Here is a 16,214-nt window from a genome sequence, read left to right on the forward strand (position 1 = left end):
CTCACCGCTCTGCTTTAAGCGCGTTGCGGCCGCAGCGTGCGCAACGTGATCGAATAGCGGTGCTCCGCAACCGGCGGAATGCTGTGCTCCCATTCGTTGCGCGCAGCACCCGTCATCAGATAGGCCGATCTTGGCTCGACGGTGACCGTCTTGCGGTCCCATCGGGTGACGTTTTTCCGGCGCAGGCGAAAGCTGCAGGCGGCCAGCAGGGAAACACCGGCGACGGCCTCGAAATGAGGCTTGTCGCGGTGCCAGCCGATACCGGCGCCCGGCCGGTACTCGTTGATCAGCACCTGCACGAAGGTCTCGGCGGGCAGGCGGGCGAAGGCTGCAACCTTTTCCCTGAGCGGCAGCAGAAAGCCGGGTATCGGCGGTGCCTCGACGACTTCGCGCCGGTCGTAATCATAACGCAGCCCGAAGCCGACCACCCGCCGGTTTGCCAGATGGCCGTGAAAGTCGAAGGCCTGAAAAGGCAGGCTTGCGAGCTGGCTCGCCAACGCTGCTTCTTCGTCCGGCGTGATCAGTTCGGGCCGGTAGCGGAATCCTTCCGGCAGATCGTCGGTGGCGGCAAAGAGATCGCCCTGGCGGGCTGCAGCCGATGTCTTGGGCGATGGCATCAACCGTATTTGGTGAAGCCGGCCCGTAGCGGCAAGGCTGGCTTCGGCAGCAAGGAACCTCGCTCTCAGTGCAGGGTTATTCACACGACGGCGTGGATTGGACCTGTTGAGAATGCCTTCAACTGCGATCAGAAGCATCGATTACCAGCCGGCGACGAGGGTACTCTCCGTATGGTTCGTCCCGAGCGGAAACCGCTATGATTACGAAGACGTGCCGCCGCAGGTCCACGCGGCATTCCGCAAAGCCTCGTCAAAGGGCCGGTTCTTCAACGAGCGTATTCGCGACCGGTACAAATACCATCTGGTCGAGCAGAGCCATTCGAGCTGAGCCTTCAGCCGCTTCTCAACCACGATCTCGGCTCTCCGCCATGCCTGGCCGCGTGGTGGCAATGAGCGGACTTCGCAGTTGGCGAGCGACCTGATATTGATCATGGTCCCACCCAAAACATCGAAAGCTTGGAATGTCCGCCGAAGCCGAAAAAACCGAGCGAAGGCGAGACCTGGCCGAAACCCGGCAAGCTCGGAGCACTGGTCGCTCAATCGCTGACCGAAAATGCCAAAGCCCGGTTCGAGGTGGATTCTGCCCCCGGCAAAGGAACGCGGGTGACCATCGTGTTCAGCAGATCGGCCGCCCTCGCGACGTAGCCGGTCGAGCAAGCGCCGCCATTCGAGGCCATCCGCCTCAGCCGGCCCCCTCCATCACCTTGCGCGTTTGGCGGGCGATGACCCCTTCTTCGTCGGTCGCGACGATGCGGACTTCCACCTTGCTGTCCGCCTGGCTCATCAGCGCGGCATGAGAGCTGTTGGCGGCCTCGTCGATCGCCACGCCGAGCCAGTCAAGCCTGTCGCAAATCGCTTTACGGGCCGTGGCCGAGTGCTCGCCGATGCCGGCGGTGAACACCAGGCATTCGAGGCCACCCAGCGTGTTGGCGAGGGCGGCAACTTCCCTGGCGGCGCGGAAGGCGAAAAGCTCCACCGCTTCGCGAGCCCGGCGGTCGTCGCTGGCCTCCAGCGTGCGCATGTCGCCAGAAATACCAGACACGCCGAGCAGCCCGGATTCCTCGTAGAGCATGTCTTGCAGCGTCTCTCCCGAAACGCCTCTTTCCAGCAGCAGGTACAAAAGCACGCCCGGATCGATGGCGCCGCAGCGTGTGCCCATGACCAGGCCATCAAGCGCCGAAAAGCCCATCGTCGTATCGACGCTGCGCCCGTCGCGCATGGCGCACAGGCTCGCCCCGTTGCCGAGATGGGCGACGATGGTTCTTTTCGCCGCCAGATCGGGCGATATCTGCTTGAGCCGGCCGGCAACATATTCGTAGGAAAGCCCGTGAAAGCCGTAGCGGTGGATGCCGTCTGCCTCATAGCGGCGCGGCAGCGCAAAACGGCTGACCAGAGGCTCGATGGTCCGATGGAAGGCCGTGTCGAAGCATCCGACCTGCGGCAGGTCGGGCCGCAGCGCGGCAAGCGCCCGGATTGGTGCGAGGCTGCGTGGCTGGTGCAATGGCGCAAGCGGGGTCAGCCTGTCGAGAGCCTCGATAACTGTCGGCGTCAGGCGGACAGGTTCGACGAACTCGCGTCCGCCATGGACGATGCGATGGCCGGCGGCGATCAACTTCCTTCCGCCAAGTTCGTTCTCGATCCACTGCAGCATCTGGCCGATGCCCATGTCGCGTGATGCGTCCGCGGCAAGTGGCCGATCGCACTGAAGCTCCCCATCGGCGGCTTTCGCGATCAGCCTTGGCGCATCGCCCAGATCCAGCGAACCGCGCGAGGCAAGATCCGGCTCGGCGGACGCTGCAAGGTCGTAAAGTCCGAACTTGATGCTGGACGAGCCGGCATTCAACGCAAGGATCGATCGTCGCATCAATCGCCGGCCCTCGTCGCGCCGTCCTGCGGCCAAGACCATTTCTGGATCTCGGGCATGTCCTCGCCATGCTCGCGGACATAGGCCGTGTGCTCAGCCAATTTCCCATGCAACGCCGCGGCAAGATCCTTCGCCCGCTCGGCCAGCCCCGGCACACGCGCGATCGCGGCGAGCGCCAGATGATAGCGGTCGAGCTGGTTGAGCACCACCATATCGAACGGCGTCGTCGTCGTGCCTTCCTCGCGAAAGCCGTGCACATGCATGTTGTCGTGGTTGGCGCGCCGGTAGGTCAGACGGTGAATGAGATAGGGATAGCCGTGATAGGCGAAGATTACCGGCTTGGCCTTGGTGAACAGCGCGTCGAATCTGTCGTCGGCAAAGCCATGCGGATGCTCGGAATTCGACTGCAAAATCATCAGGTCGACGACATTGACGACGCGGATATTCAGGTCCGGAATGCCCGAGCGCAGGATATCGGCTGCAGCCAGCGTCTCCAGCGTCGGCACGTCGCCGGCGCAGGCCAGGACCACATCCGGATCTTCGCCCTTGGCAACCGTCCCGGCCCATTCCCAGATGCCGGCGCCGGCCTTGCAGTGCGCTTCCGCGTCCTCGGCGGACAGCCATTGCGGCGCCGGCTGCTTGCCGGCGACGATGACGTTGATGCGGTTGTAGGTTTTCAGGCAATGGTCGGTGATCCACAGCAGCGTGTTGGCGTCGGGCGGGAAATAGAGCCTTACCGTGTCGGCTTTCTTGTTGGCGACGAAATCGGCAAAGCCCGGGTCCTGATGGCTGAAGCCGTTGTGATCCTGTCGCCAGACATGCGAGGTCAGCAGGTAGTTGAGCGAGGCGATCGGCTTGCGCCAGGCAAGTTCGCCGGAGGTCTTCAGCCATTTGGCGTGCTGGTTGACCATGGAATCGACGATGTGGACGAACGCCTCGTAGCACGAGAACAGGCCGTGGCGGCCGGTCAACAGATAGCCCTCCAGCCAGCCTTGGCAAAGGTGCTCGCTGAGCACTTCCATGACGCGGCCGTCGCGGGAAAGATGGACGTCGTAAGGCTCGATCCGCTCCATCCAGATCCGATCCGTGACCTCGAACACATCGTCGAGGCGGTTGGAGGACGTCTCGTCCGGCCCCATCAGTCGGAAATTCCTGGCATCGGCGTTCAAGCGGATCACATCGCGAAGATAGCTTCCGACGGTCCGCGTCGCCTCTCCGACAGCACCGCCCGGACGCTGTACGTCGAGCGCCAGGCCTTTCCAATCGGGAAGCACCAGGTCTTGTTTCAGCAGGCCGCCATTGGCGTAGGGTATTGCGCCCATGCGTCTTGACCCTGTGGGCGCCAGCGCCGCGAGCTCCGGCAGGAGATGGCCGCCTTTATCGAACAGTTTTTCCGGCTCGTAACTGCGCATCCAGTCTTCCAGGATCTGGCGGTGCGCCGCATCGCCGCGTGCATTCGACACCGGCACTTGATGCGAACGCCAGAAATCCTCCACCTTCTTGCCGTCGACCTCTTTCGGCCCGGTCCAACCCTTTGGGCTGCGCAGCACGATCATCGGCCACAGCGGCCGCTCTCCCTTCCAGCCCGCGGCTCGTGCGGGCTCCTGGATGGAGTGGATCCGGTCGAGCACGGTATCGAGCGTGCGGGCCATCTCGCGGTGCATCGTGGCAGGTTCATGACCTTCGACAAAGAAGGTCTCGTAGCCATAGCCGAGGAACAGGCTGCGCAACGCCTCGTCTTCCATGCGGCCGAGGATCGTCGGGTTGGCGATCTTGTAGCCGTTGAGATGCAGGATCGGCAGGACGGCACCGTCGGATGCCGGGTTCAGGAACTTGTTGGAATGCCAGGCCGCGGCGAGCGGGCCGGTCTCGGCTTCGCCGTCGCCGACGACGCAGGCAACCACAATGTTCGGATTGTCGAAGGCGGCGCCGAAGGCATGGACCAGCGCATAGCCGAGCTCTCCGCCTTCGTGGATCGAGCCGGGCGTCTCCGGAGCCGCGTGGCTCGGCACTCCGCCGGGAAACGAGAACTGCCGGAACAGCTTGCGCAGGCCGTCTTCGTCCCCGCCGACCTCGGGATAGATTTCGCTGTAGGTGCCCTCGAGCCAGGTGTTCGCGACCATTGCCGGGCCGCCGTGACCCGGCCCGCAGATGAACAGGACATCGAGACCACGTTCACGGATAATCCGGTTTAAATGCACATAGATGAAATTGAGGCCGGGCGTCGTGCCCCAATGGCCGAGCAGCCGTGGCTTGATGTGCTCGGGCCGCAAGGGCTCGCGCAAGAGCGGATTGTCGAGCAGGTAGATCTGGCCAACCGAGATGTAGTTCGCGGCGCGCCAGTAGCGGTCCATCAGATCGATCTGATCAAGGCCGGTCGTGTGCGCAGCGGTGCGGACCTCGTCGTTCATGGAAATGCCTCCGGAATACCCTCGTCCGTCGTTATCTGGAGTGGCGTCGCCTCGGAGAAAGGATTTGCCTCGAAATAAGTTTGGGCGGCGTGGCCAGCGCCCGCTTGCCGATCCTGCAACCCGCCTCGCCAGACAAAAGCGGGTCGGTCTTTTGGGGAACCTCGGGGCTTGCTAACGGTTAGGGAGATGCACCGCATTGCTTGAATCCAAAGGGACTGCCGAGGCCCTGAGATACGAGCCGGCCGAGGTGGCGTTGAGCAGCTTGGGCGATTGTAGCGGAGGCCCATAGGGGAGCAAAAAGATGCTCGATCTCTCCCATGCCCGCAACCAAATGGTCGACATCCACTTGAGCCGCCGTGGCATTCGCGACCGCAATGTCCTTCAGGCGATGCGCGAGGTCCCGCGCGAGGCTTTCGTCGATCCTGGCTTTGAAGAATTCGCCTATGAGGACGGGCCGCTGCCGATCGCCGAAGGTCAGACGATATCGCAGCCCTACATCGTTGCGCTCATGATCGAAATGGCCGAGGTCGGAGCCGGCGACCACGTCCTCGAGGTTGGCACCGGCTCGGGCTATGCGGCTGCCGTGATGAGCCGGATCGTCGAACGCGTCTACACGATCGAGCGCCACGCCGCGTTGGCTGAAACGGCAAGGCAACGGTTCAAAAAGCTTGGCTACGACAATATCGAAGTCCGCACCGGCGACGGCACCAAAGGCTGGCCCGAGGCGGCACCCTTCGATTCGATCCTGGTTGCGGCCGCCGGACCCGGCGCACCGCTCGCTCTGCAAGAACAGCTCGACGTCGCCGGCCGGCTTGTCATCCCGGTCGGCGATGAATTCGACTCGCAGCGCCTGCTCAAGGTCACCCGTACCGGCGCCGCAACCTACACCGAGGAGGATTTCGGCGGCGTGCGGTTTGTTCCGCTGATCGGCGAGCAAGGCTGGGGCGAGCCAGGCAGCGACAGCCAAATAGCGGCCGATCTTCCGCACCGGCATCAGCGCAGAAGCAGCCTGCCGCAGATGATAGCGGCCGCCGCCGAACCGCTTCCGGATTTCGACGATCCGGCCTTCGGTGCGCTGTTCGACCGGTTTGCCGACCGCCGCGTCGTCTTGCTCGGCGAAGCCAGCCACGGCACATCTGAGTTCTATCGCGCGCGCGCGGCGATCACTCGCACGCTGATCGAGAAGCATGGCTTCACCATCGTCGCGGTCGAGGCCGACTGGCCCGATGCCGCGGCGATCGACCGCTACGTCCGCCATCGGCCGCCGCGGCCCGGCGCCGATCCGCCGTTCCAGCGCTTTCCCACCTGGATGTGGCGCAACACCGATGTCGCCGTGTTCGTCGACTGGATGCGACAGCATAATGAGCGGATCAGGCTATCCTCCCGGCGGGCCGGGTTCTATGGCCTCGACATCTACAATATGGGTGGATCGATAGCGGCGGTCCTGCAATATCTCGATCGGGTCGACCCACAGGCCGCAAGGATCGCGCGCGAACGCTATGGCTGCCTGACGCCGTGGCAGAACGACCCGGCCACCTATGGCCGTGTCGCACTCACCTCCGGTTACCAGAAATGCGAGAAGGCCGTGCTCGAGCAATGCCGGGAACTGCTTTCCAGAGAGCTCGACTACGCGCAGCAGGACGGCATCGATTTCCTCGACGCGAGCCAGAATGCCCGCCTGGTCGCCTCCGCCGAGCGTTATTACCGCACTATGTATTATGGCGGCGCGCAATCCTGGAACCTGCGCGACACCCATATGTTCGAAACGCTGGAGCACCTGCTGCAGGCCCGCGGCCCGAACGCCAAGGCGGTGGTGTGGGCACATAATTCCCATATCGGCGATGCCCGCTACACCGAGATGGGGATCGTCAGGGACGAACTGAACATCGGCCAGCTCTGCCGCCAGCGTTTTGGCGACGAGGTTGCCTTGATCGGGCTCAGTACGCATTCCGGGACGGTGGCCGCCGCCACCGACTGGGACGGCGACATGGAAGTGAAACCGGTTCGGCCTTCCCACAACGACAGCTATGAGCGGCTTTGCCACGACAGCGGCGTCTCGCCTTTCCTGCTCGATTTCGAGCGCGACGACACGCTGCGCGAACGGCTTCTGGAGCGCCGGCTGGAACGCTTTATCGGCGTCATCTACCGGCCCGAAACCGAGCTCCACAGCCATTATGCGGACGCCTCGCTCGCCCGCCAGTTCGATACTTTCGTCTGGTTCGATGAAACCAGTGCCGTGACGCCGCTTGGGCCGGAACATGTTGGGACAGGCCTTCCCGAGACCTATCCTTTCGGGCTGTAGCGAATTTGGACCCTGGGAAAGCGGAAAATCAAAAGAAGGAGGTCACCGATGGCCGGAAAAAAGACTCATGAGCAGCAATTGCGCATTATCGAAGAGCGCGAGAACACGAAAAACGCCGGCAAGGATTTCGACGCGGAAGCGGATTTGAAAAAGACCAGGCAAGAGCGCGAGGCGTTCCGGCGCGGTGCCGAGCTCAGATCGGACCCGAAGGACATGGCCGATCCCGACGACCGCAACATCATCCGCGGCGAGCACCAGGAAAGCGCCCACAACAAGCATCGCGCCGACCGCTGAAATGGCAGGATCGCTTGACGTTAAGACAATACGGCCGCCGGGTCCGTTCTCTGATCTGACGGATGCAGCGTTCGTAGCCGCAAATTGGCGGACGAGGGCGCCGTCTTGATCTCCTCGGCGCTATTCGGCAAAAAATGTCGCGGCGATAGCAATTGAGACGAGGCTCAGCATCGCCAGGCCTGCCCTGGCGACATGCGAAGCCTCCCAGACGTTGCGCAAGTCTCTCCAGTCGCCGGTCTGCTTTCGAGAGAACATTGAAAAAAACGTCGCGGCTGATTGCGGCATGGCAACGTCTTGCACCCAGAAATTATTGACGGGATGCGTGATCAACCAATAGGTCGCATGTTCCGCCAGCAGGAAGGCAAGCGCCGCCAGGGTCCACCAGAATCGAGCGCTTGGATAAGGCGTCAGGTAGAGCAGGATGGCGAGGGCAATGATGCCGCCGATTTCGGCGAAGCCGCCGATCGTGAAGCCGGGATAATAGATCGCCTGCACTGATTTGTAGGTGGCCTCCTTGAGGCGCAACTTGCCGGGCAATTCCAGTGCGTGCGCGAGCGAGAGCGCCATCGAGACGGCGACCAGAAGAAGGGTGGCGATCATCAATGCGCGCATGCTCCTGCTCCCGACCATGTCAAGGTGCGCGCGTAGATAGGGTCGTTGGTGATCCGGAAAAGGCAACGACACCCGACTTCGCCGGCAAGTCCGGTTCGGTCATTCCCCGATCTGGCTGGTCGACCGTTCGTGGACTGTGGCGCCGGTCTGCGCGTCGACCGCGGCCATGCTGACCTCGTAGCCCCAGAGCTTGCGGATATGGCGCAGCGTGGCGTCGCGGCTGCCGCCTTCCAGCACTATGCCGTCCTTGACCTTATGCTGCAGGCGCAGATGCCGATCGCCGAGCAGGTCCACGTCCACCACCTGGATGTCCGGCCGGCTGGCGCCGATGTCGTAGCTGTGGGCGAGTGCGGCGCGGATGCTCTCGTAGCCGCGCTCATTGTGTATCGAGGCGACTTCGTAGTGCGGATCGTTGGCCGCATCGGCAAGCACAAAGAACCGCCATTTCCGGATCAGGGTAGGGCTCAGATACTGGCGGATGAAGGACTCGTCGCGATGGTTGGCCCAGGCGTCCAGCAAGTTCTGGCGCCAGTCGCCATTGCCGGCGATATCGGGAAACCAGTCGCGGTCCTCGGCGGTCGGCGCGGTCGAGATGCGCTGGATGTCCTGCATCATGTCGAGGCCCAGCGCGTAAGGGTTGATGCCGGAAAAGCGCGGATCGTCGAAGCCCGGCTGGAAGATCACGTTCGAATGGTTGCGCAGCACTTCCAGCATGGCGCCTTCGCCGATCAGGCCGCGGTCGAACAAAAGGTTCATCAGCGTGTAATGCACGAAGGTGGCGCAGCCCTCGTTCATCACCTGCGTTTGGCGCTGCGGATAGAAATACTGCGCGATGACGCGGATAATCCGGATGACCTCACGCTGCCAGGGTTCCAGGATCAGGCTGTTCTTCTCCAGGAAATAAAGCAGGTTTTCCTCGGGCAGCTTGAGCGATTTCTTGCGCTCCGCCATTGTATCCGTCTCGCGGGGCTTGGTGCCGTCCTTCGAAGGCGGCAGCGTGCGCCATAGGTCATTGTAGGAACGCTCCTCGTATTCCAGGCGCTCGCGAACGCCCTCGCGCTGCTTTTCCGACGACAGTTTCGGCGGCCGGTGATATCTGAACACGCCCTGTTCCATCAGCGCATGTGCGGCATCGAGGATCTCTTCCACCGCATCGACGCCATGCCGCTCCTCGCAGCGGGCAATGTAGCCCTTGGCGAAGTCGAGATAGCTGAGGATGGCGCTGGCATCCGTCCACTGCTGGAACAGATAATTGTTCTTGAAGAAATGATTATGGCCGAGTGCCGCGTGCGCCGTCACCAGGGCCTGCAGCGCCATGGTGTTTTCCTCCATCAGATAGACGATGCAGGGATTGGAATTGATGACGAGTTCATAGGCGAGCCCCCGTCCGCCTTTGCGATAGAGCAATTCCTGGTAGAGGTAGTGCTTGCCGAACGACCAGTGCCGGTACATCAGCGGCATGCCGACCGAGGAATAGGCGTCGAGCATCTGTTCTGAGGAGATGATCTCCATCTGCACCGGATAGACGTCGAGGTGGAGCTCTTCCGTGGCGGCCGCCTCGATGATCTCGTAGGAGCGCGACAGCTTCCTGAAATCCCAGTCGGAACCGGAAAACAGCAATCCGGATTTGCTCGCCATCAGCCCCCTCTTTCACCGCTCTTTTGGTAACCCGGCTGTCTGGCGAAGAGCTGGCGGAAAACCGGGTAGATGTCGGCCGCCGTGGCGATGCGGCTCATCTGGAAGTTCGACCATCTCAGCTTGACCGCACTGTAGGCACGCCACAGCGACGTGCCGTTGTCGGTGGCGCCGAAGATGTGGCTCTCACGCTCGTCGAGGATCTCGACATAGGCGAAATACTGGCAAAGCCGCATGATCTGTTCGTCGAGCAAGGCGATGCAGCGCTCGGAATCGGTGACGAAATTGTCGCCGTCCGAGGCCTGGGCGACATAGATGTTCCATTCGCGGCTGGGATAGCGTTGCTCGACGATGCGGTGCATCTCCTCGAGCGCCGTGGAAACCACCGTGCCGCCGCTCTGGGTGTTGTAGAAGAAGGTCTCCTCGTCCACCTCCTGCGCCTCGTGCGTGTGGCGAATGAAGACGACCTCGGTGCGGTCATAGCGCCGTTTCAGGAACAGGTGCAGCAGCACGAAGAAGCGCTTGGCCAGATCCTTCTCGCGTTCGCCCATCGAACCGGACACGTCCATCAGGCAGAACATCACCGCATTGGCGTTCGGCACCGGCTGGGCGTCGAAGCGGTTGAAGCGGATATCGACCGGATCGACAAAGGCGATCCGCTTGCGGCGGCGCTCCAGCCGCTCAAGCTCTTCCTGCAGCGCCACGATGCGCTGCCGCATCTCGGCGTTTTGCGGCTTCGCCTCCAGCGTCGCGATCTCCTGCGCGACAGCGTCGACCGCCTCCTGCTTGGGACGCCTGAGCGCTATGCGGCGGCCATGGCTGTTGCGCATCGTGCGCCCGACATTGATGTTGGTCGGCGAGCCGGTCGCGGCGAAGCCGGCCCGGCGCGGCTTGAAGGCGAGGATCTCCTTGAGGTTGAGCTTGACCATATCAGGCAGTTCGAGGTCTTCGAAAAAGAGGTCGAGCACCTCCTCGCGCGACAGCACGAAACGGAAATCGTCCTCCGATTCGGTTCTCCCCGGGGCGGATCCCATGCCGCCGCCCTGGCCGGGTTTAGGCAGCCGGTCGCCTGGGGCAAAATGCTTGTTGCCGGGCAGGACGTGCTGGCGGCTGCCGCTGTTCCGGGCATCCTTGAAGCTCGGCTCGCCGGTGCCTCGCGCCGGCATCGAAACGGCATGCTCGGCGTCCACGTCGGCGATCTTGCCGGTGCGGATCTGATCGCGGATGGTGCGCTTCAACTCTTCGCGCGCCCGCCGCAGGAAACGCTGCCGGTTGCCGAGGCTTTTGTCCTTCGGGTTCAGTCGGCGATCGATGAAGATCGGCATATGTTACCCCGGGCTGGCTTCAACCCGCCTTGTTCACCCGCATGTACCAGTCCACCAGCCGGCGGACCTGGCGCTCGGTGTAGCCGCGCTGGATCATCCGCTGCACGAATTCGGTATGCCGCTTCTCCGTCACGCTGTCCTGCTTGGAGCCGAAGCTGATCACCGGCAGCAGATCTTCGACCTGCCCGAACATCCGCTTCTCGATGACTTCGCGCAGCTTTTCGTAGCTTGTCCATGATGGGTTGCGGCCATGGTTTCTGGCCCGCGCGCGCAGCGTGAACTTCACCACTTCGTTGCGGAAGTCCTTGGGATTGGCGATGCCGGCCGGCTTTTCGACCTGCGACAGTTCGTTGTCCAGAACCTCGCGATTGAGGATCTGGCCGGTATCGGTATCCTTGTAGTCCTGATCCTCGATCCAGGCATCGGCATAGGCGATGTAGCGGTCGAACAGGTTCTGGCCGTATTCGCTGTAGGATTCCAGATAAGCCTTCTGGATCTCGTGGCCGATGAACTCGGCATAACGGGTCGCCAGCTCCGACTTTATGAAATCGAGATAGTCCGCCTCTGTTTCCTTCGGGAACTGCTCGCGCTTGATCGCCTCTTCCAGGATGTACATCAGATGCACCGGATCGGCGGCCACCTCTTCGGTGTCGTAGTTGAAGGTCTGCGACAGGATCTTGAAGGCGAAGCGGGTGCTGACGCCGGTCATGCCTTCATCGACACCGGCCGCGTTTCGGTACTCCTGGACCGACTTCGCCTTGGGATCGGTTTCCTTGAGGTTCTCGCCGTCATAGACGCGCATCTTGGTGTAGAGCGGCGAATTGTCGTGTTCGGCCAGGCGGGTCGAAACGGTGAACCGGCTGAGGATATCGAGCACTTCCGGAGCGCAGGGGCTGGAGGCCAATTCGCTTTCGCGCAACAGCTTCTCGTAGATCTGCCGCTCTTCGGTGACCCGCAGGCAATACGGCACCTTGACCACCAGGATACGGTCGAGGAACGCCTCGTTGTTCTTGTTGTTCTTGAACTGCAGCCATTCCGATTCGTTGGAATGGGCAACGATGATGCCCTGATAGGGGAAAGCGCCGAAATTCTCGGTGCCGTTGTAGCTGCCTTCCTGGGTCGCGGTCAGCAGCGGATGCAGCACCTTGATCGGCGCCTTGAACATCTCGACGAATTCGAGCAGTCCTTGCGTGGTCCGGTTCAGGCCGCCGCTATAGGAATAGGCATCCGGATCGGACTGGCTGAAGTTTTCCAGCTGCCTGATGTCGACCTTGCCGACCAGGGCCGAAACGTCCTGGTTGTTCTCATCGCCCGGCTCGGTCTTGGCGATGCCGATCTGGCGAAGCCTGGACGGCATAAGCTTGACGACGCTGAATTTGGAGATGTCGCCGGACAATTCGTCGAGGCGCTTGGCCGCCCAGGGCGAGATCAGGCCGTTCAGTCGCCGCCGGGCGATGCCGTATTTGTCCTCCAAAAGGTCGCCCATGCGGTCGGGGTCGAACAGCCCGAGCGGCGATTCGAACACCGGGCTGACCTGGCCGCCGACCTTCAGCGTATAGATCGGACGCTGCTCCATCAGCCTTTTCAGCTGCTCCGCAAGCGAGGACTTGCCGCCGCCGACCGGGCCAAGCAGATAGAGTATCTGCTTGCGTTCCTCGAGCCCTTGCGAGGCATAGCGGAAATAACCGGCGATACGCTCGATCGTATCCTCCATGCCGTAAAAGTCGGCGAAGGTCGGATAGATCTTGATCGTCCGGTTCGAAAAAATACGGCCAAGCCGCTCGTCCTTGCTGGTATCGACAAAGGTCGGCTCGCCAATCGCCTCGACCATCCGCTCGGGCGCCGAGGCGTACATCGACTTGTCCTCGCGGCAGGCAAGCAGATATTGCTGGAGGCTTATCTCCTCCTGCGCCGCATTCTTGTAAACCTCGGAAAACAGATCGAAGACGTCGGATTGATTCTCACGCATGGTATTCCTAGCCCCGGAGCCGGTGTGGCTGCACGTTTGTCTCTTGAACAACCAAATGTCGGAAAGCCCTTGTGGTTCCCTTCACTTTGCAGAGAGTGCCTGTGACCGAATGATAAGACTCTAGATAAGGGCATCCTGAGTGCAGACAAGGCGTGGAACGCCCCGCTCGAAGCATTAAATCCTGAATCGCGCCACGCCGTGCGGGCGACCTCCGATAAGACGGAGGAACGGTTCTGGTCCTTCCCGGTTGTGAAGGAAAGGAGACGGTTCGATGTTTGAGACTAGTTTGTGGTTGCTCGTTGTTGCAGGCGGTCCACTGCTGCTGGCAATCCTGATCGCCTACGCCCTGCTCACGCAGCGCCGTCGCGGCCCGGCGGAGCGCAGGGAAAGCGACCGCGCCACCGAGCGCCTGTACCAGGAAAAGAAGGACTGACCGACAGGATCGCAGCTCAGCTGCCGGCAACCGCCAGCCCGGCCACTTTTTCGGCGCGCAGCAGCATGCCGAACAGGTCACGCGGTTCATCGGGATCGGCCAGAAGGTCTAGTTCCTCGTAAAGGCCGGTCCGCTGAAGCTGATCGCGGACGTAGCGCAGCGCGGAAAAATCCTCGATCGCAAAGCCGACGGAATCAAACAGCGTGATCTGTCCGGCGTCCGTCCGGCCTGCTGCCTTTCCTGTCATCACCTGCCACAATTCGGTGATCGGATGGTCCGCATCGAGCTGCTGGCTCTCGCCTTCGATGCGCGTCTGCGGCGGATACTCGACGAAAATATTCGAGCGCAGCAGAATGTCGCGATGCAGCTCGGTCTTGCCCGGGCAGTCGCCGCCGACCGCGTTGATGTGCACGCCGGACCCGACCATGTTGTCGGTCAGGATTGTTGCCGACCGCTTGTCGGCGGTCACCGTGGTGATGATCTCTGCACCTTCGACGGCCTCCTGCGCCGACGCGCAGAGCTTGATGTCGAAACCCATGCCGGCAAGGTTCTTCATGCATTTGGTCGAGGCCGCTGGGTCGATATCGTAGAGGCGCAGCCTGTCGACGCCAAGCAGCGCCTTGAACGCAATGGCCTGAAATTCCGATTGCGCGCCATTGCCGATGATCGCCATGCACCGGGCGGCCTCGGGAGCGAGGTATTTCGCGGCAACCGCCGAGCTGGCCGCCGTTCGCAGGGCGGTCAGGATGGTCATTTCCGAAAGCAGCATCGGATAGCCGTTGCCGACATCGGCAAGCACGCCGAAAGCGGTCACGGTCTGACGGCCGTCACGCGTGTTCTTCGGATGCCCGTTGACATATTTGAAGCCGTAAAGCTGCCCGTCGCTGGTCGGCATCAGCTCGATGACGCCGTCAATGCTGTGCGAGGCGACGCGCGGCGTCTTGTCGAACAGCTCCCAACGCCTGAAATCCTCTTCGATATAGGCGGCGAGTTCGACCAGAAAACGCTCGATGCCGATGGCAAGCACCAGCTTCATCATGCGGTCGACGCTGACGAACGGAACGATGTTCAAATTGACGGTCATGGCTCAGAACCCCCTCGTCGGGCGATCCATGATCCGCCGGCCCATCAGGCTTGCGGTCAGGTCGACCAAAAGCGTGGCGGTGCGGCCGCGCTCGTCAAGAAAAGGGTTGAGCTCGACCAGGTCGAGACTGCTGACGAGGCCGCTGTCATGCAGCATTTCCATCGCCAGATGCGCCTCGCGGAAGGTGGCGCCGCCGGGAACGGTGGTGCCCACCGCCGGGGCGATCGACGGGTCGAGAAAATCGACGTCGAGGCTGACATGGAGCATGCCGTTGGCGGCGCTCACCCGTTCGAGAAAGGCGCGAAGCAGTTGCGCGATGCCGTGCTCGTCGATCGAACGCATGTCGTGGACCGTCACGCCGGCTCTGCGCAATGCATCCCTTTCCGCCAGGTCCACGCTGCGGATCCCCAGCGCGCATATGCGAGCCGGCTCCACCTGCGCTGCAAGGCGGGGGAAATAGCCCTCGAAGCCGGGCTGCCCGCTGGCATAGGCAAGCGGCACGCCATGCAGATTGCCGCTGGTCGTCGTGTCGAGCGTATGAAAATCAGGGTGGGCGTCGAGCCACAGCACGAAGAGCGGCCGGCCGATGTCAGACGCCCGGCGGGCAATGCCGGCGAGCGTGCCGGCCGAAATGCTGTGGTCGCCGCCGAGAAAGATCGGCATCGCATCGGCGCTCGCGGCATAGGCCGTTTCGCTGATTGCCGCCGTCCAGGCCGCAATTTCCGGCAGCGCCTTTACCGCCGCGTTGCCGTGTACGACAGGACGCATGTCGGCAGGGACGATCGTTCCGAGGTCGGTCAACGTATGGCCGAGCTCGGTCAGTGCGCCGGCCAGGCCGGCCGTGCGCAGCGCACTCGGCCCCATCTCGCAGCCCATGCGGCCTGAGCCGGCCTGGATCGGCGCCCCAACGATCGTGCAATGCATTTGTCATACCCCGCCAATTACGATGCCTTTATTGAAGCCGGCATCGCTGGCAGAATGAACATGTCAAATTGGCAAATTTGTCGAAGTGCCTTACCATAGCGGCAGCATCTACTTCCGTTGTGAGCAATCATGGACCGCCTCGACGAGCAGATCATCACCTCTTTGCGGCACGACGCCCGGCGCAGCATTTCCGACCTTGCCGTTAGCCTGGGTGTCTCCCGGGCAACGGTAAGGTCCCGGATCGAGCGGCTTGAAAGAGACGGCGTCATCGTCGGCTACACCGTCATTCTGCGCGCCGACGCGGTCGATCAGCGCGTGCGTGGCATCATGATGATCGAGATCGAAGGCCACGCCGCCGATCGCGTCATTCGGGCGCTGGGCGGCTTCTCCGAGGTCTCGACCATCCACACCACCAATGGCCGGTGGGACCTGGTGATAGAACTCGGAACCCAGACCCTGAGCGAGTTCGACGCGGTGCTGAGACGTATCCGCCTGATCCCCGGAATTACCGGCAGCGAAACAAGCCTGCTCCTGGCAACGCCGCGCACCACCAAGGCGCGGCTGTGACCTTCGAGGAACCGCCTTGGACCTGTAGCGATAACGAAATCCGAAGCCACGGAACCTTCAATTGCCGCCGCGGTTAGAGTATCCGTGTTGGTCAAGGGAGAGATGGTGTCCAGGTCCGATTGTCCCTGAGTAGTGCGTTTGCGAGGATGATGAGCTTTCGCATGATGGCTGTGATGG

14 protein-coding genes and 1 pseudogene are annotated in these 16,214 nt (G+C 62.2%); 6 read left to right on the forward strand and 9 right to left on the reverse strand.

What is annotated here, in order from left to right:
• Positions 1–14 precede the first annotated feature (14 nt).
• On the reverse strand, positions 15–617 hold the full coding sequence (locus tag NKJ91_RS26100) for an alpha-ketoglutarate-dependent dioxygenase AlkB (protein ID WP_352457827.1): 603 nt from the start codon (positions 615–617) through the stop codon (positions 15–17).
• Between the two features lie 112 nt (positions 618–729).
• Here NKJ91_RS26100 and NKJ91_RS26105 point away from each other — a divergent pair, with 112 nt between their 5' ends.
• Both NKJ91_RS26105 and NKJ91_RS26110 read left to right on the forward strand, forming a co-directional pair.
• Positions 730–945 (forward strand): KTSC domain-containing protein, encoded by a 216-nt coding sequence (locus NKJ91_RS26105; RefSeq protein ID WP_352457828.1) that lies wholly within the window; start codon positions 730–732, stop codon positions 943–945.
• A 161-nt stretch (positions 946–1,106) separates the two neighbouring features.
• A pseudogene (locus tag NKJ91_RS26110) lies at positions 1,107–1,262 on the forward strand (histidine kinase); the annotation flags it as partial.
• Between the two features lie 37 nt (positions 1,263–1,299).
• Here NKJ91_RS26110 and NKJ91_RS26115 read toward each other — a convergent pair.
• Together NKJ91_RS26115 and NKJ91_RS26120 are read right to left on the reverse strand one after the other, a co-directional pair.
• Positions 1,300–2,481: an acetate/propionate family kinase gene (locus tag NKJ91_RS26115; RefSeq protein WP_352457829.1), complete on the reverse strand. Its 1,182-nt coding sequence runs from the start codon at positions 2,479–2,481 to the stop codon at positions 1,300–1,302.
• Complete coding sequence (locus NKJ91_RS26120; RefSeq protein WP_352457830.1) at positions 2,481–4,892, reverse strand: phosphoketolase family protein; 2,412 nt, start codon at positions 4,890–4,892, stop codon at positions 2,481–2,483. The genes NKJ91_RS26115 and NKJ91_RS26120 overlap by 1 nt, the downstream gene beginning before the upstream one ends.
• A 301-nt stretch (positions 4,893–5,193) precedes the next feature.
• Between NKJ91_RS26120 and NKJ91_RS26125 the strand changes: the two genes are divergently transcribed.
• Together NKJ91_RS26125 and NKJ91_RS26130 are read left to right on the forward strand one after the other, a co-directional pair.
• Entirely contained in the window at positions 5,194–7,194 is a 2,001-nt protein-coding gene (locus NKJ91_RS26125) for a protein-L-isoaspartate(D-aspartate) O-methyltransferase (RefSeq protein WP_352457831.1), read from the forward strand.
• 48 nt (positions 7,195–7,242) lie between these two features.
• The gene (locus NKJ91_RS26130; protein WP_352457832.1) at positions 7,243–7,488 is read left to right on the forward strand and encodes a hypothetical protein; all 246 of its coding nucleotides are present in this window, start codon (positions 7,243–7,245) and stop codon (positions 7,486–7,488) included.
• A 120-nt stretch (positions 7,489–7,608) separates the two neighbouring features.
• Here the strand turns inward: NKJ91_RS26130 and NKJ91_RS26135 are convergent, their stop codons facing one another.
• The 4 genes from NKJ91_RS26135 to NKJ91_RS26150 all read right to left on the reverse strand — a co-directional run bounded on the left by NKJ91_RS26135 (position 7,609) and on the right by NKJ91_RS26150 (position 13,029).
• Entirely contained in the window at positions 7,609–8,100 is a 492-nt protein-coding gene (locus tag NKJ91_RS26135; protein WP_352449548.1) for a DUF1772 domain-containing protein, read from the reverse strand.
• Positions 8,101–8,199: 99 nt separating this feature from the next.
• Positions 8,200–9,738 carry a SpoVR family protein gene (locus NKJ91_RS26140; protein WP_352457833.1) on the reverse strand — a complete coding sequence of 513 codons (1,539 nt, stop codon included), beginning with the start codon at positions 9,736–9,738 and terminating at the stop codon, positions 8,200–8,202.
• Positions 9,738–11,060, reverse strand: a complete 1,323-nt coding sequence (locus NKJ91_RS26145) for a YeaH/YhbH family protein (RefSeq protein ID WP_352457834.1) — start codon at positions 11,058–11,060, stop codon at positions 9,738–9,740. The genes NKJ91_RS26140 and NKJ91_RS26145 overlap by 1 nt, the downstream gene beginning before the upstream one ends.
• A gap of 19 nt (positions 11,061–11,079) precedes the next feature.
• Positions 11,080–13,029: a PrkA family serine protein kinase gene (locus tag NKJ91_RS26150; RefSeq protein WP_023677059.1), complete on the reverse strand. Its 1,950-nt coding sequence runs from the start codon at positions 13,027–13,029 to the stop codon at positions 11,080–11,082.
• Between the two features lie 271 nt (positions 13,030–13,300).
• On the opposite strand from NKJ91_RS26150, the gene NKJ91_RS26155 reads away from it, so the two are divergent.
• Positions 13,301–13,462 (forward strand): hypothetical protein, encoded by a 162-nt coding sequence (locus tag NKJ91_RS26155; RefSeq protein WP_023677058.1) that lies wholly within the window; start codon positions 13,301–13,303, stop codon positions 13,460–13,462.
• A gap of 16 nt (positions 13,463–13,478) precedes the next feature.
• Here the strand turns inward: NKJ91_RS26155 and ocd are convergent, their stop codons facing one another.
• Both ocd and rocF read right to left on the reverse strand, forming a co-directional pair.
• A complete protein-coding gene (gene ocd, locus NKJ91_RS26160; protein WP_352457835.1) occupies positions 13,479–14,546 on the reverse strand; it encodes an ornithine cyclodeaminase in 1,068 nt (355 codons plus the stop codon).
• Positions 14,547–14,549: 3 nt separating this feature from the next.
• Positions 14,550–15,470 (reverse strand): arginase, encoded by a 921-nt coding sequence (gene rocF, locus NKJ91_RS26165; protein WP_352457836.1) that lies wholly within the window; start codon positions 15,468–15,470, stop codon positions 14,550–14,552.
• A 129-nt stretch (positions 15,471–15,599) separates the two neighbouring features.
• Here rocF and NKJ91_RS26170 point away from each other — a divergent pair, with 129 nt between their 5' ends.
• Entirely contained in the window at positions 15,600–16,037 is a 438-nt protein-coding gene (locus NKJ91_RS26170; RefSeq protein ID WP_352449541.1) for an Lrp/AsnC family transcriptional regulator, read from the forward strand.
• Positions 16,038–16,214 lie beyond the last annotated feature (177 nt).

It is taken from the genome of Mesorhizobium sp. M0040, assembly GCF_040323505.1.
GTDB lineage: Bacteria > Pseudomonadota > Alphaproteobacteria > Rhizobiales > Rhizobiaceae > Mesorhizobium.

What these genes read in the sequence shown, in the direction of transcription:
- NKJ91_RS26150 (WP_023677059.1), bottom strand. Translation starts at nt 13,029, where the DNA reads ATGCGTGAGAATCAATCCGACGTCTTCGATCTGTTTTCCGAGGTTTAC.
- NKJ91_RS26105 (WP_352457828.1), top strand. Translation starts at nt 730, where the DNA reads ATGCCTTCAACTGCGATCAGAAGCATCGATTACCAGCCGGCGACGAGG.
- rocF (WP_352457836.1), bottom strand. Translation starts at nt 15,470, where the DNA reads ATGCATTGCACGATCGTTGGGGCGCCGATCCAGGCCGGCTCAGGCCGC.
- NKJ91_RS26130 (WP_352457832.1), top strand. Translation starts at nt 7,243, where the DNA reads ATGGCCGGAAAAAAGACTCATGAGCAGCAATTGCGCATTATCGAAGAG.
- NKJ91_RS26140 (WP_352457833.1), bottom strand. Translation starts at nt 9,738, where the DNA reads ATGGCGAGCAAATCCGGATTGCTGTTTTCCGGTTCCGACTGGGATTTC.
- NKJ91_RS26115 (WP_352457829.1), bottom strand. Translation starts at nt 2,481, where the DNA reads ATGCGACGATCGATCCTTGCGTTGAATGCCGGCTCGTCCAGCATCAAG.
- ocd (WP_352457835.1), bottom strand. Translation starts at nt 14,546, where the DNA reads ATGACCGTCAATTTGAACATCGTTCCGTTCGTCAGCGTCGACCGCATG.
- NKJ91_RS26145 (WP_352457834.1), bottom strand. Translation starts at nt 11,060, where the DNA reads ATGCCGATCTTCATCGATCGCCGACTGAACCCGAAGGACAAAAGCCTC.
- NKJ91_RS26100 (WP_352457827.1), bottom strand. Translation starts at nt 617, where the DNA reads ATGCCATCGCCCAAGACATCGGCTGCAGCCCGCCAGGGCGATCTCTTT.
- NKJ91_RS26135 (WP_352449548.1), bottom strand. Translation starts at nt 8,100, where the DNA reads ATGCGCGCATTGATGATCGCCACCCTTCTTCTGGTCGCCGTCTCGATG.
- NKJ91_RS26155 (WP_023677058.1), top strand. Translation starts at nt 13,301, where the DNA reads ATGTTTGAGACTAGTTTGTGGTTGCTCGTTGTTGCAGGCGGTCCACTG.
- NKJ91_RS26125 (WP_352457831.1), top strand. Translation starts at nt 5,194, where the DNA reads ATGCTCGATCTCTCCCATGCCCGCAACCAAATGGTCGACATCCACTTG.
- NKJ91_RS26170 (WP_352449541.1), top strand. Translation starts at nt 15,600, where the DNA reads ATGGACCGCCTCGACGAGCAGATCATCACCTCTTTGCGGCACGACGCC.
- NKJ91_RS26120 (WP_352457830.1), bottom strand. Translation starts at nt 4,892, where the DNA reads ATGAACGACGAGGTCCGCACCGCTGCGCACACGACCGGCCTTGATCAG.